Raw genomic sequence first — 13879 nt, forward strand, 5'->3', positions numbered from 1 at the left:
ATGGAAATCGCAATTCAGATCAAGGTACTGGCGCACACGCAATATGTCGCAAAACATTACGCGGCATTCAAGGGCAGCATCGAAAGCATTGTGACGTTTGTGCGTTATTCATATGGCGATGGTGCCCCGGACGCTGACCAGATCAGTGTCTTCCTGCGCCACCCGGATACCCTCCGCAAATTGGAACTGGAGTTTGAGACAGCGCTATTCCGCGACACGGCAAAAACCTGGAATTTAATCAGTTTGGCTCCGCCAATGGACGTGGAAGTGTGCAAACGCCGATTGGCTCACAAGCCGACCAGCCCCGGTACACAGTGCAGATGGTGTTTACAGGACTCCAAGGGTTTTGCGCCGCTCGAATTGAAACCGGAATTGGATATTTATCAGAATCCAGTCCCTGCTTCTTTTCTGCACCCTCAGTGCCTTCGGCCATGGCTGGCCATGCGGGCCTTGGTGGAACGCGCCGAGGAAGCCGAGCCGTGAAAAACATCAGCTATTGGAGTGCGCTCGACACGATACGCGAAACCGCCGTTTCTCAAGCGCTGTGGGCAGGCGACGTAAATGCGTTGATGGCGCTGCTGATCGGCAAAAGCAGAATCAGCAAGGCATACCGCGATTATCTGGAAAGCGAACTGGTCACTGCGGAAACGGCCCGCATCCTATTCAAGCGCGGGGTGAATTTCTGCTGTGAAGCCGGCGTAATTCGCTTCGCGCTGATACCGCCACCCAAACCCGAATCGCCATTCAGGCCGACAAGAAGGAATCTACTGTGAGCGACTACGATCTTGTACCAAACGACGGCGCGGGTGGATTACAGCCGTATACGCCGGATGCGCCGCTGTCACCCTCGAACGATAGTTGGCTGGTGCCGACTCCCGATTTTGTCGGTGGCGATCATTATTCTGGCACTGCGCCCCAGCTATTCGGCGCTGATTTGCCAGCCGGTACCACGATGGAGCAGGCGCGGGCCGTCGTGAAACAGATTACTGACGCCTTTTCATCCGATATGGCCCATTTGAAATTCGAGTCATGGATGGTGAAAGAGGCGGTGCAGTGGTTCAAGTCGGAAGCCCTATTGCCACCCGGTTACGTTGAACCGACGCACCGATACAATCTGCGCGGCTATCGTATTCCCGAAGCCGATCAGCCCGCTGTGAATTCATTCTTGAATGCGATGTACCGGGCCAACGTACCGCAACGATTCTGCCAAGCCTGTTTATGGTGGCTCACCGAATTCGGCAAGGGCAATACCCAGCAGCAACAGCAGCAAGCTCAAAGCCAACGCGGCCCACAGCAAATGTCCGATGCCGAATACGCCCGCTTCGCAGCGAAGAATGCCCGCGATGTGGAAAAGGGCCAAGCGCAGCTTAGAGAACATTGGCATTATGCGTATCAGCACAATATGCAGATCGTCTTCGATTTCTATAAGCAGCTTCCGGCGAGCGACCGCGCCCGCTGGGAAAATACCATTCTGGAAAACGGCGTGCTGGCACTTTCCGATCCAGTAACAATCCTTTATCTGTACGACCAAGCCATCGGTGGTGCATTGCCGTCCGGCGCTGCGTTGGCAAAAGAGATTGCCGACATTGAAAGTATCATGCACACCAAGGCGTATCGCTCAAATGAGCCTTTGCAAGCAAGGTACAGAGCGCTCGTTTCTCGCCGCGATGGCGGTTAAATAGGAGGGATTCAAAATGGCTTATGTTTCTTCAGGACTTCGCAAAATCGCGGATTTGGGATTTGCTTCCACCTCACAGGGGAACGCCTTATGGGTTTATTCCAGCAGCGACCCGCATGCGACATGTGAAACGGCAAACTATTTCAGCGGGTGCGCGTTCGGCTCTTACTCGACCAATACAGTTGGCATGGTCGTCGGTGACATTGTAATCGTTCGGAATATCTCGACGGCCGGAACTTCGAGTGTGACCCTGCATTCCGTGTCAAGCGTCACCACCAGCACCGGCCAGTTCCACCCGAGTTTGCATGCGACCATTTCGGCGGCATCGTCATGAGCGCGAAACTGGACATGATCGCCAAACGGCTCAAGCCCAAGCCGACCGCTGACGACGACCTCACCGCCATGATCGAGGCGGCGGTGGCCAAGGCCATCGCCAGCCACCACGACATGCCCGCTGCCGCCCCACAATCGGCGCGTGTGCGCTCGCTCTTGCGCCAGCTATCACAGCCCGGCATCGCGTCCGAACGCTTCAAGGTGCCGGTTCCTGTGCCGTCGCCGCTGCCCGCCGGTGAACGTTCCCTTGCACCCCACCCCGGCACTGCCGCCACGGCGCACAAAGCTGATGCGGCCATCGCGCCGCCACCAATGCACGATATCCCGCTCAACGAAATCCCAATCACAATCAGCCGTGACGAATTGGGCCGCATCGCCTCTGTGGATTACGGTGAATTCACGACCGTTATCACACGACGCGATGAATCAGGCCGGATGTTGGAATGGCAACACGCCGATGGTTCAATTAGCAAAGTCACCCGGCGCGATACGAATGGCCGTGTGAGCGGGGTGGTGACTTTGCCGCCACCGGGCAAGAAGTTTTACAAGAGGCAATTTTGATGATTCCCTTGTTCGCCGGCAGCCGGTCTGAATTCGACGATTATCGCCAGATGCTGAAAGAAGCATTTGCGATTTCATTTTGGCTGGAAAAGCCCGAGGTACTGGAAGCCCTCGCCAACGCGCCGGACATTGGGAATGTGGACGTTGATTTGGGGCGGGTGGTGGTGCATTTCGAGTTCCGCCCCGGTGTGATTTCGTTTTCCATCGAAAGCCAGCCCCAATGACGGCAAAGAAACCCACGGCGCAAATGAAACGCGATTTGATCGGCAATGTGAAGCCATATAAACGCACGGTCGATCAGAAAAACACCCCGGTGAATAAACCGGCGCGACGGGTGGGAAATGGCTTGTCTAAAACCGGCAACCTCGTTACGAACCCTAGCCGTGGTGGCCGGAAACCCGGCGCGAAGAACCGAACCAAGAAAGAAGTTTCCGAAGCCTTTCTAAACGATCTGATTTGGTGTTACGAAAAATTGGGCCGCAGAAACTGGTTGTTGGCCTACGCCAAGGCCAACGAGTCCGATTTTATCAAGCAAGGCTTGTCTAGGCTGTTCCCAACTCCGTACACCGAGCCAGCCGATGCCCCGGCTGTGACCAATAACCTTAACCTGTTGATTCGTGACGATCCGGGCATGCTGCGAGAAGCCGCCCGGCAAATCGCCTTTGCACTGGCACAGGCAGAACACGCGGCGCGGGAAATCGAAGTCCTTCCGGTCGAGCAACCCAAGCCGCCCCCGCCTGTGAAAGTCGAGCCACTGGCGGCCTATGACCCCCCTTATGCGTCCTCCGCCTTTGCCGAGAACTTCAACCTGCAAGAGCAAGCCAAACGCGCCGCCGCTGCCGAGCTAGTGGCGAACACATTCAAAGAGGACATTTCCAGCTATCGCGGCAGCGGTAGCGAACAAGGCACGCCCAAAAAGAAAAACGGCCTCATCTAGAGGCCGTTTCGTTATCACCTATCAGCCGGCGTCGTAAACGGAATTTGCTCTGAGCAAAAAGAAACCCGCGCCAGGGGCATGGAACGCGGGGTGATGACGTACCCCCCAGGAGGGGCAGCAGAACCGGTGATATCAAGAAAACGACGGAGGCCAGCCCGCCCCTGGCGGGATTTTTCGCCTTGTGCCGGCCCACCCAGGGAGGCCAGGCGGGCGACCGCACAGCACGCCAGGGAGCGGTTCTTCAGCATAGAGCTGGCGGTGGCGAAGGTCTAGCCGACAACAACGATGTCCAGTTCGATGCCCCCTAAAGACAACTGCATTCCCACTGCTCTTGCTCACCCAGCTTGTTGATGGGGTAGTCATTCGTCGTCCAAAATGCCAATAGAAAATATCTCTTTGCCCCGGCTTGACTCTACAACTACGGTTCAACTGTTTCATGGTGAAAGTGGAAGGGGCCGTCCCGTATGCCACAGGCTGGCCCCTATTTTTGATCAGCCACCGCTTCATCAGGGGGGATCATGCTTGCTAAACAAGACCAAACACTGCTTGATCATGACAATCATTCTCTCGTCTTGATCGACCACCAGCCCCGGATGGGCGTAGCTGCGCAACCTGCCTATGCGGACCCGCTCCGCAACAATGTTTTCATGGTAACTAAGGCGGCCAAGGCCTATCAGGTGCCGATTCTCGTGACGGCAATAACCGACCAGCCGGACAAGGAACGCGACGTCCAAACATCAAGGTTGCCCAACAATGCGGTGAGCGAACGCTCGAACACGAAACCTCAGCTGAACGAATGGATTCTCCAGTGGGTGACGGCATCCGAGACGCCAATAATCGTCTTGGCCGGCCTGCGAACTTCGGTTTCAATCGCCGACTCGGCTCTATCAGCGCTGGATCAGGGCGTGCTGGTCTATATCCTCGTCGATGCCTGTGGAGACGTCTCCGAAGACGCCCATCAACGCGCAATGAAACAGTTGGTACGGCAGGGGGCTCACCCGATCACATCGCTGCAATATCTACTGGAGCTTCGGTGAAGTCGGCAGGGTGATCTGAAGTCGCACCATCTGGCATAGCAAAGCCCCCGGACATCCGGGGGCTTTCTTCATAAAACAGATCGAGTTGCTGAGGGGCGAACAGGTCGCCCTGTTCTGGCATGGTGGTGCGCATGGCGTTCTCCTTAGCAGGTATTTCGAAGCGCCCCTGCAAGTCGATGAAATCGGCGCTTCTTTCAGTGTAGACAGTCACTCCCAGTGATCCAAGGTTGGGGCCGTGACGTCGACCGGTATGACGAATGAACTAAGATAGAAGTAGCGAGAAGAACTAGACCGAGTGTGTACCATGATCAAGATCATTGGGGGTGCCGAACAGCTATCCACCGCCGAGGCGGCAGACTACCTCGGCGTCGCAGTCAAGACGATGCAACAGTGGCGTTGGCTGGATAAGGACAAGCCGCGCCTGCGGTATCTGTGGCTGGGGAATGAATGCTGGTATCGGCAAAGCGATCTGGATGCCTATCTGGCAGAACGCCAGCAAAACGGTCGGTGGCCAGAGACCAAGAAATGACGAAACCCGGCGACCATGCCGGGTTTTTTGTTGGTGCCTGATCCGTGTCTACAGCGCCCATGTGGCCGACACCATCAGGACCGTGAGAAGGAACTTGAACTTGTGACGCGGAGTAGTACGGCTTTGCCCTATGCCCTACAATGAGCGACAGAGCATTCGTGGCTAAAGAGCAACACCCACGATGGGCAGGGGTAATAATGTAACCCCGGTGTTGCCCAAGCTTGTGTAACCCCAATCTGCAATACCGCTGCAAGCCCCGCCAGATAAGGGTTTCGACCCTAACCCCTACCCCGTTGAACTCAGATCGAGCATCCCGGTTTTTTTGCGCCATAGGTGACGGCAAGCAGGGTAATTTTCTTCAATACTGCCCGATGCGGGCCCCCTATCCTCGACCGGGTGTTTCCCACTCACGAGGTCATCATGCAAGTTCTACTCTCCATGGCCGCCTTCGCGCTCGCCGCCTCCATCTCGCCCGGACCGGTCAATATCGTTGCCCTCGGCAGCGGAGCCAGTCACGGCTTCACGGCCAGCCTGCGCCATGTCAGCGGCGCGACCGTCGGCTTTACTGCCCTCCTGTTGCTAACGGGGCTGGGGCTGAACGAATTGCTGGCCGGCTGGCCAGCAGCAAGCCGAGTCCTGCAATGGGGCGGGATCGCCTTCCTGCTATACCTGGCCTGGAAACTGGCCAGTGATAACGGAGAACTGGGCCAGAACCAGCAACGCCGCCCCTCCTTCCGTCACGGCGCCATCATGCAGTGGCTGAACCCGAAAGCCTGGCTGGCTGCCCTAGCCGGGATGGGAGCCTACGCCAGCGACGGCGACCACTCACTGATCTGGCAGTTTGCCGCCATCTACTTCGTCATCTGCTACCTGTCGATCGCCTGCTGGGCCTACGCCGGGGCCCGGCTGCAACACCTGCTGCGCCACCCTGCACGCATGCGCCTCTTCAACCGCCTGCTGGCCCTACTGCTGGCAGGGAGCACGCTGTATCTGTTGTAGACACCCCCTGCTTAGCGCCGCGCCTGGCAATACTGTCCGGGCGTGGCGGCCACCAGCCGTTTGAAAACACGCTGGAAATGCGCCTGATCGGCGAAACCCAATGACTGCGCCACGTCGGCGATCCGATGACCTCTTCGTAGCAACGTCTTACCGCGTTGAATGCGACAGTTCAGCAGATACTCGTGCGGCGTCATGTAATAACGCTGGCGAAAAGCGCGGATCAGGTAGGAAGAAGACAAGGAGGCCGCAGAACAGATGTCCTGCAAACTCAGTTCCGCCGCATAATGGTCATTGATATAGTCCGCTGCCTGTTGCAGCCTGTCATGGGGCTCGCTCTCGCTGCGGCCCGCCGGCTGCAGGATGGACTGCACCGAACTGAAGAACTCCACCGCCTCGCCCTGCTTCTGCAACGCCGTGGATGCGCCATCACGACAGAGCGCCACCAGCCTCCCCAGCCGCCGATACAGTCGGGCATCCTGGCTCAGCCGAGGCTGGAAGGGATGGAAATCCTGATTGGCACTCAGGCCCAACTCCCTTTGCAAGCCTGCCAGCCAGGCGGTATCCACGTACAGCATGTGATAGGACCACGGCTGATCCGCAATGGGATTGCAGGCATGCACCTCGCCCGGGTTCATCAACACCACATCGCCACGGCCCACGGCATGGCTTGCCTGTTCATTCAGGTACGTGCTGCATCCGCCGGTGATGGCACCAATGGAAAAATGCTCGTGCGAGTGGCGCGCATAGCACACCTGGCGACCATCCTGGATGGTGCGCAACTCCAGAAAAGGCAGCGCCGGGTCGCGCCAGAACAAGGGCTTGGCATCGGAACTCATGCCAACATGATAGCACGCTACATCCCGCTCAAATCCAACCCAGCGGTATCAGGCTTCAGCCCCCCGCCAGGTATTCCCTCTCCAGCAAAGCCTCGAACTCCGCCGCCGGCAACGGTCGGCTGAACAGGTAGCCCTGGCCCGTGCCACAGCCCTGCTCCACCAGGTAACGCCGTTGCTCGTCCAGTTCCACCCCCTCCGCCACCAGCCCCAGTCCCAGACTGCGCGCGATGGAAATGATCGCCTGCGTGATTGCCGCATCGTCCCGGTTCTGATGCAGGTCGGCGACGAACGACTGGTCGATCTTCAGCCCATGCACCGGCAGGCGCTTGAGGTAAGACAGAGAGGAATACCCCGTACCGAAGTCGTCGATGGACAGGTACACGCCCAGCTCGTGCAGCCGGCGCAGCACCTCGACCATGCCGCTATCCTCGTCCATCGCCACGCTCTCGGTAATTTCCAGCTCGAGCGCAGAGCTGGGCAGGCCACACTCCTCCAGCGTGCGCTCGACCAGCTCGACCACGCCGGCGAACTTGAGTTGGCGTCCGGACACGTTGACCGCCACGCGCCCGCCAAACAGCCTGCGCTCACGCCACTCCCGCACCTGCCTGCAGGCGGTCTTCAGCACCCATTCACCGATCGGCACGATCAGCGAGCTGTCCTCGGCAATCGGAATGAAACGCGCCGGCGACACCAGCCCCAGTTCGGGATGGCGCCAGCGGATCAGCGCCTCGGCACCGTCGAGCCGACCGGTCGCCAGTTCGACCTTGGGCTGGTACCAGACCTCCAGCTCATCCTGGGCCAGCGCCTTGTGCAGGCTGTATTCCAGCCGCAAGCGCTCCAGCGCGCTGGCATTCATGTCCGGGGTATAGAACTGGAAATTGCTCTTACCGCGCTCCTTGGCACGGTACATCGCCGTATCGGCGTTGACCAGCAAGACGTCCGCGCTGGCCCCGTCCTCAGGGAACATGCTGATGCCGATGCTGGCCGACACGAATACCTCCTGCCCGGCCACCACGGTTTCTCCGGCAATCGCGTCGAGCACGCTCTGGGCGCGGCTCGCCACCTGCTGCACGCTGTCCACGGCCGGCATCAGCAAGGTGAACTCGTCGCCGGAGAGACGCGCCACCATCGCCAGCGGCGGCGCTACCTTCCTCATTTCCTCGGCGATCCACACCAGCAACTCGTCACCGGCATGGTGCCCCAGGGTATCGTTGACCAGTTTGAAACGGTCCAGGTCGATAAACAACAACGCCATGCGCTGTCCGAACTCGCGCGCCTGCTCCACCCCCGCCTCCAGCCGCTCCAGGAACAGGGTGCGGTTTGGCAGCCCGGTCAGCGCGTCATGGTTGGCGAGAAAGTGCAACCGCTCCTCGGCTTGCTTGCGCTGGGTAATGTCGGAGAACACCGCGACGTAATGGGCGTACTCGCCGTTGTCGCCGCGAATGCCGGTAATGCTCAGATGCTCGGTATAGAGCAGACCGTTCTTGCGCCGGTTGATCACCTCCCCCTGCCACACACCGTCACGCTTCAGGCTGTGCCACAGGTGCTCGTAAAACTCCGGCGGCTGCTTGCCCGACTTCAGCAAGGCAGGCGTCTTGCCGATGCTCTCTTGGGCCGAGTAACCGGTGATGCGCTCGAAAGCCGGGTTGACCGACTGAATGATGCCGGCTCCGTCGGTGATGGCAATCCCCTCGAGCGTGGACTCGAACACCTTGTCCGCCAGCAGCAGGCTCTGACGCGACAGCAGCAAGGCCTGGTCGCGCTCGTTGAGCGCCCCCTGCAGTTCCAGCAGGCACTCGTGCTCGATGTTGTGGAGAATATCACCGAAGCCCAGGATGAATTTGAGCCCGCCGTCCGCCCCGCACACCCCCAAGTGGCGGATCTTGTGCTGCAACATTAGGCGACGGGCATGCAGCAGGCTGGTATTTTCGGCCATGGTCAGCATCGGCCGCGAGCACACCGCCCCCAATGCATGCTCGCACTCGCCCTGCGCCAGCAAGCGCACCACGTCGCGCCGGGTCAGGATGCCCAGTTCACCATCGGCGAAGCACACCCCGACAGCATCCACCGCCCCCTGCCGCATCACCTTCACCGCATCCTTCAGCCCGAGCTCGGCCCCCAGCAGGCAGGCCGGCCGGCACCCCAGCTCCTCCAGCCGCTTCAGCCCGAGAAACGACTCCGTCCCCTGGTTGAGCACGATATCGGTCAGGGACAGTAGGCCAAGATAGCGGCCATCCCGTTCCACCAGGGCATGGCGGATGCCATGGCGGCGGAAAAACCCGGTCGCATCATGAATCGACGTACCGCTCTGGAGCGTACGCACCGGGGAACTCATCACCTTCGCCACCGGAGTGCCATCCGCCCCGGTCGCCACCGAAAAATCCAGATTCAGCGCATCAGTCTCGGTCCAGATTCCGAGGGCGGTTCCCGCCTTGTCCATCACGATGATGGAACCGCAGTGAGACTCCAGCATCAGGCGGGCAGCCTCGTAGACCGAGGTGGTTGGTGGGCAACTCAGTATCTCGGGGAGCAGGATGTGATCGACGGGTTGCAGCAACGGCGACATGTCTGGCTGATCCTAAACATTCGTTGACTAATACCTCGTCGAATATACAGGCATTCCATAACAGCGCGACTTGATGCCAAATGCTTTCTGCGCATTCCCTGATATAAATCAGTCCCCACCATGAAAAAAGCGCCACCGCAAATGCGGGGGCGCCCATCCGATCATGCCGTGGCGCGCGTTACACCCGCTCGGCCCACAGATCATGCTGATCCGAGGCGGCGATCTCCACCTCGACGAAATCCCCCACCTGCAGGCCATCGGCGTCGGCCACGAACACCATGCCATCGATCTCGTCGACCAGCACCGTCATGCGCTGACCGACTCGGCGCGCCAGACGGGCGGCACTGATCTCGGCCTGCACCTCCATGAAGCGCTCCTTGCGGACCTCCTTCACCTCCTCCGGCACGGGATCAGGCAAATCGTTGGCGGCGACGCCCGCCACCGGAGAATAGGTGAAGCAGCCGACGCGATCGAGCTGGGCTTCACGCAGGAACGCCAGCAGCTCCTCGAACTCCTCCTCGGTCTCGCCGGGGAAGCCGACGATGAAGATGCTGCGGATCACCAGATCCGGGCAGAGCTCGCGCCACTTCTTGATACGCGCCAGTACGTTCTCGCTATTGGCGGGCCGCTTCATCAGTTTGAGGATGCGCTGGCTGGCGTGCTGAAACGGGATATCGAGGTAAGGCAGGATCTTGCCGTCGCGCATCAGCGGAATGACTTCGTCGACGTGCGGATACGGGTAGACATAATGCAGACGCCCCCAGATACCGTGACGCCCCAATTCCTCGCACAGCACCGTCATGCGGGTACGCACCGGCCGACCGTTGTGGAAGCCCGTCTTGTATTTGACGTCGACACCGTAGGCACTGGTGTCCTGCGAAATCACCAGCAGTTCCTTGACGCCGGACTTCGCCAGATTCTCCGTCCCGCGTAGCACGTCATGAATCGGGAGGGAATCCAGATCGCCCCTCATTGACGGAATGATGCAGAAGGTGCAATGGTGATTACAGCCCTCGGAAATCTTCAGATAGGCGTAATGCTTGGACGTGAGCTTGATGCCTGCCGCCGGCACCAAGTCGACGAACGGGTCGTGCGGTTTGGGCAAGTGGGCATGCACATGCCCCATCACTTCGTCGGTGGCGTGCAGGCCGGTCACCGCCAGCACAGAAGGATGCACGTCACGTACCACCTCCCCTTTCGCCCCCAGGCAACCCGTCACGATGACCTTGCCGTTTTCCGTCAAGGCTCCGCCGATCGCATCCAACGACTCGGTAACGGCCGAATCGATGAAGTCACAGGTATTGACCACAACCAGGTCGGCGCCATCGTAGGAGGGGGAAATATCGTAGCCTTCGGCGCGAAGGCGGGTAAGAATCTGCTCGGAATCAACCAAGGCCTTTGGACAGCCAAGCGAGACGAAGCCGACTTTGGGTGCAGAGTGGGCCTACGTTAGTAAGACCCTGAATCTTATTGAAAGAATAGAGAAAGCCGGGGTCACGTGAACGACACCCGGCTGACAACATGCTGATTCTATAAAAAAAGGCGATATCGGCGAACCGATCAGGACTTGCCTTCTTTGTCCTTGTCGGCAGGCGGATAGGCGGGAAAGCCAAAGCCTGTGAACAGCTGCTTGGTCTGTTCCTGCATACGGTTCTGCATTTCCAGATACATGCCGGTGCTCTGCTCCAGATAGCTCGACATCATGTTCTGCATGGCCGGGCCCTGCATCTTCATGAACTCGCCCCACAGGTTGGCGTTGAACATGGCGTTATCGCCATACATCGCCCGCGTCTGTTCCTGCATCTTTTGCTGCAGCTGCGTAAAGAGCTGGAGGTTTTTCTCCAGGAACGGCCCCATCATGCCCTGCATGGCCTGCCCGTAGAAACGGATGAACTGCGTCAGCACCTCGTAGCTGAACATCGGGGCGCCACCGTTTTCCTCTTCAAAAATGATCTGAAGCAGTACGCTGCGGGTAATGTCATCCTGGGTCTTGGCGTCAACCACCTGGATGTCGATATTGTCATGAACCAGCTGCTTAACGTCCCCCAAGGTAATGTAAGAACTCGTCGCCGTGTCGTATAACCGGCGATTCGGATACTTTTTAATGACCCGCTTCTCAACACTCATGTAACACTCCCAGTTCATTGTCGTGGTGTTGTGTGCGAACAATTTATCATAAATGCAACAACATAGAGCAAATCTTCTAGCCACTGCATTGAGCAGCATGCTAAATTTTGCGAGTATATTGTGCATTGCACAACGCAGTTCACACCGTACAACACACCACGGAGAGGGTCATAAACCATGTTCACTACCAACGAGCAGTTCAGTAAGTTTTCGCTGGGCGGCGTCGAAACCGCGCTGCGTTTCGCCCAGATTTCGCTGGATAGCACCGAAAAGCTGGTGAAATTCAACCTCGAAGTTTCCAAACAGTCTCTCGAAGACAACATCAAGGTCGCCCAAGACCTCGCTGGCGCCAAAGACCCGCAAGAAGCCGTCGCCCGCATCAACAAGCTGGCTACCGAATCGGTAGAGCAAGCGGTCACCAACTCCCGCAATGTCTACGAAATCGTCACCCAGGCTCAAGGCGAACTGGCCAAGCTGGCTGAAGAAAACCTGGGCACCCTGAACAAGTCGCTGATCAACGTCATCGAAGACATCGCCAAGAACGCTCCGGCCGGTTCCGAAGTCACGGTCAACGCCGTCAAAACCTCGGTTGCCGCCGCAGCAGCAGCTATCAACAGTTTCACCAAGGCAGCACAGCAAGTAAACGAATTTGCCGAAACCAGCGTGAAGGCTGCCAGCAGCGCCACCGCTGACGCCGTCAAGGCCACCACCAAGCGCGCCAGCAGCACCAGCGCGTCCTGATCGCTGACCTCAGCGGCAAAAGGCCATACCTGTACGGGTATGGCCTTTTTCATTGTTGCACGCTCAGACACCCTGCCCGCCTCATTCACCACACATCAGGTGCCCAATTTCCCACACGGGTTTACAATTCGGCTTTTACGAGCCCACATAGAAACAGGGTAGCGCATGAAGATCAGTAGCAATTTTGACGCCGGCAGTATCGAAGTTGTCTCGATGAACGGTTTTGAAGACATCCAGCTTCGCATTCCGAACGATAATGCCTCGCACTTTGCCCAGTGGTTCTACTTCCGCCTGCAAGGGGCCGCGTACCAAACCTGCAACCTGCGCTTCCTGAATGCTTCCGAGTGCGCCTACCCCGAAGGCTGGGTCGACTATCACGCCATGGCATCGTACGATCGCATCAACTGGTTTCGGGTGCCGACCAGCTACGATGGCAGCGTACTGACCATCGAGCACGTACCGCTGGCCAACAGCGTTTATTACGCCTACTTCGAACCTTACTCTTACGATCAGCATCTGAACCTCATCGGACAGGCACAAGGCTCCGGCCTCTGCCAGGTCTCCGACCTAGGCTCGACCGTGCAGGGGCGGGACATCAACCTGCTGACCATCGGCCATGAAGTCGAATCCGACCTCAAGATTTGGATCACGGCACGCCAGCACCCCGGCGAGACCATGGCGGAATGGTTTGTCGAAGGCTTCCTCAACCGCCTGCTCGACCCGATCGACCCGACATCCCGCATGCTGCTCGACCACGCCACTTTCTACGTGGTGCCGAACATGAACCCCGACGGTTCCGTCCTGGGAAATCTACGCACCAACGCAGCCGGCTCCAATCTGAACCGCGAATGGCTGAATCCCTCGAAGGAAACCAGCCCGGAAGTCTTCGTCGTGCGTCAGAAAATGCTCGAGACCGGCGTCGATCTGTTCCTCGACATCCATGGCGACGAGAACATTCCCTTCGTCTTTGTCGCCGGGACCGAAGGCGTACCCAGCTACAACGATCGCATCCGCGCCCTGGAAGAAACCTTCAAGCACCACCTGAAACTCGCCTCTCCCGACTTCCAGGACGAACACGGCTACGAAAAAAGCGCTCCCGGCAGCGCCGATCTTTCCTGGGCTACCAACTGGGTCGGCAACCAGTTCCAGTGCCTCGCCTACACGCTTGAGATGCCGTTCAAGGACAACGCCAACCTGCCGGACGACGATTACGGCTGGAACGGTCAACGCAGCCAGCGGCTGGGCGAAGCCGCACTCACCCCCATTTACGCGGTAATCAACAAGCTGCGTGCCTGAACGATCCGTCCCCAAGCAAAACGGCCGCTTAGCGGCCGTTTTGCTTGGGGACGGTACATCGCTCACGGCGCGGCCGATGGCATTCCCTCCAGCGCCTTTACCAACTCGATTTCGACCAAATACCAGTCACGCCCCTTTTCCAGCACCTTCCCCAAGGCAATCTGGAAGAACTTGCCTCTGGCACTCATGTAATACTGTTTGCCCAACATGTACGAGGCAACCGGCACAATGAGCGTATT

Annotated in this window: 18 protein-coding genes; 12 read left to right on the forward strand and 6 right to left on the reverse strand. The window is 58.5% G+C overall.

The features are described from left to right. The 8 genes from ABKF58_RS19390 (at window position 1) to ABKF58_RS19425 (ending at window position 4546) form a co-directional block, all read left to right on the forward strand. Window positions 1–483: a hypothetical protein gene (locus ABKF58_RS19390; protein ID WP_482582849.1), complete on the forward strand. Its 483-nt coding sequence runs from the start codon at window positions 1–3 to the stop codon at window positions 481–483. Next, window positions 480–773 carry a hypothetical protein gene (locus tag ABKF58_RS19395; RefSeq protein ID WP_482582850.1) on the forward strand — a complete coding sequence of 98 codons (294 nt, stop codon included), beginning with the start codon at window positions 480–482 and terminating at the stop codon, window positions 771–773. Before ABKF58_RS19390 ends, ABKF58_RS19395 begins: the two co-directional genes overlap by 4 nt. Further along, window positions 770–1678, forward strand: coding sequence for a hypothetical protein (locus tag ABKF58_RS19400; protein WP_482582851.1), 909 nt, complete (start codon window positions 770–772; stop codon window positions 1676–1678). The genes ABKF58_RS19395 and ABKF58_RS19400 overlap by 4 nt, the downstream gene beginning before the upstream one ends. A gap of 16 nt (window positions 1679–1694) precedes the next feature. Continuing rightward, the gene (locus ABKF58_RS19405; protein ID WP_482582852.1) at window positions 1695–2012 is read left to right on the forward strand and encodes a hypothetical protein; all 318 of its coding nucleotides are present in this window, start codon (window positions 1695–1697) and stop codon (window positions 2010–2012) included. Continuing rightward, the gene (locus ABKF58_RS19410) at window positions 2009–2572 is read left to right on the forward strand and encodes a hypothetical protein (RefSeq protein WP_482582853.1); all 564 of its coding nucleotides are present in this window, start codon (window positions 2009–2011) and stop codon (window positions 2570–2572) included. The genes ABKF58_RS19405 and ABKF58_RS19410 overlap by 4 nt, the downstream gene beginning before the upstream one ends. After that, window positions 2572–2796, forward strand: a complete 225-nt coding sequence (locus ABKF58_RS19415; RefSeq protein WP_482582854.1) for a hypothetical protein — start codon at window positions 2572–2574, stop codon at window positions 2794–2796. The genes ABKF58_RS19410 and ABKF58_RS19415 overlap by 1 nt, the downstream gene beginning before the upstream one ends. A 23-nt stretch (window positions 2797–2819) precedes the next feature. Continuing rightward, complete coding sequence (locus ABKF58_RS19420; RefSeq protein ID WP_482582855.1) at window positions 2820–3509, forward strand: hypothetical protein; 690 nt, start codon at window positions 2820–2822, stop codon at window positions 3507–3509. A 518-nt stretch (window positions 3510–4027) separates the two neighbouring features. Then, a complete protein-coding gene (locus ABKF58_RS19425) occupies window positions 4028–4546 on the forward strand; it encodes an isochorismatase family protein (protein WP_482582856.1) in 519 nt (172 codons plus the stop codon). On the opposite strand, the gene ABKF58_RS19430 is transcribed toward ABKF58_RS19425, so the two are convergent. Then, entirely contained in the window at window positions 4512–4757 is a 246-nt protein-coding gene (locus ABKF58_RS19430) for a hypothetical protein (RefSeq protein WP_482582857.1), read from the reverse strand. The genes ABKF58_RS19425 and ABKF58_RS19430 overlap by 35 nt on opposite strands. 93 nt (window positions 4758–4850) lie before the next feature. Here ABKF58_RS19430 and ABKF58_RS19435 point away from each other — a divergent pair, with 93 nt between their 5' ends. Next, window positions 4851–5075 (forward strand): helix-turn-helix domain-containing protein, encoded by a 225-nt coding sequence (locus ABKF58_RS19435; RefSeq protein WP_482582858.1) that lies wholly within the window; start codon window positions 4851–4853, stop codon window positions 5073–5075. A gap of 420 nt (window positions 5076–5495) precedes the next feature. Then, entirely contained in the window at window positions 5496–6074 is a 579-nt protein-coding gene (locus tag ABKF58_RS19440; protein ID WP_482582859.1) for a LysE family translocator, read from the forward strand. Window positions 6075–6085: 11 nt separating this feature from the next. Here ABKF58_RS19440 and ABKF58_RS19445 read toward each other — a convergent pair whose 3' ends face one another. The 4 genes from ABKF58_RS19445 to phaR form a co-directional block, all read right to left on the reverse strand. After that, the gene (locus tag ABKF58_RS19445) at window positions 6086–6910 is read right to left on the reverse strand and encodes an AraC family transcriptional regulator (RefSeq protein WP_482582860.1); all 825 of its coding nucleotides are present in this window, start codon (window positions 6908–6910) and stop codon (window positions 6086–6088) included. 55 nt (window positions 6911–6965) lie between these two features. Beyond that, window positions 6966–9476, reverse strand: a complete 2511-nt coding sequence (locus tag ABKF58_RS19450; protein WP_482582861.1) for an EAL domain-containing protein — start codon at window positions 9474–9476, stop codon at window positions 6966–6968. 178 nt (window positions 9477–9654) lie between these two features. Further along, window positions 9655–10869 carry a 30S ribosomal protein S12 methylthiotransferase RimO gene (rimO, locus tag ABKF58_RS19455; protein WP_482582862.1) on the reverse strand — a complete coding sequence of 405 codons (1215 nt, stop codon included), beginning with the start codon at window positions 10867–10869 and terminating at the stop codon, window positions 9655–9657. A 167-nt stretch (window positions 10870–11036) separates the two neighbouring features. Beyond that, on the reverse strand, window positions 11037–11603 hold the full coding sequence (gene phaR, locus ABKF58_RS19460) for a polyhydroxyalkanoate synthesis repressor PhaR (protein ID WP_008955118.1): 567 nt from the start codon (window positions 11601–11603) through the stop codon (window positions 11037–11039). A 177-nt stretch (window positions 11604–11780) separates the two neighbouring features. On the opposite strand from phaR, the gene ABKF58_RS19465 reads away from it, so the two are divergent. Together ABKF58_RS19465 and ABKF58_RS19470 are read left to right on the forward strand one after the other, a co-directional pair. Beyond that, window positions 11781–12344, forward strand: coding sequence for a phasin family protein (locus ABKF58_RS19465; protein WP_008955119.1), 564 nt, complete (start codon window positions 11781–11783; stop codon window positions 12342–12344). Window positions 12345–12509: 165 nt separating this feature from the next. Then, the gene (locus tag ABKF58_RS19470) at window positions 12510–13640 is read left to right on the forward strand and encodes a M14 family metallopeptidase (RefSeq protein ID WP_482582863.1); all 1131 of its coding nucleotides are present in this window, start codon (window positions 12510–12512) and stop codon (window positions 13638–13640) included. 62 nt (window positions 13641–13702) lie between these two features. Here ABKF58_RS19470 and ABKF58_RS19475 read toward each other — a convergent pair whose 3' ends face one another. Next, window positions 13703–13849, reverse strand: a complete 147-nt coding sequence (locus tag ABKF58_RS19475) for a hypothetical protein (protein WP_482582864.1) — start codon at window positions 13847–13849, stop codon at window positions 13703–13705. Window positions 13850–13879 lie beyond the last annotated feature (30 nt).

Source organism: Pseudogulbenkiania sp. AW2-16 (genome assembly GCF_056824575.1).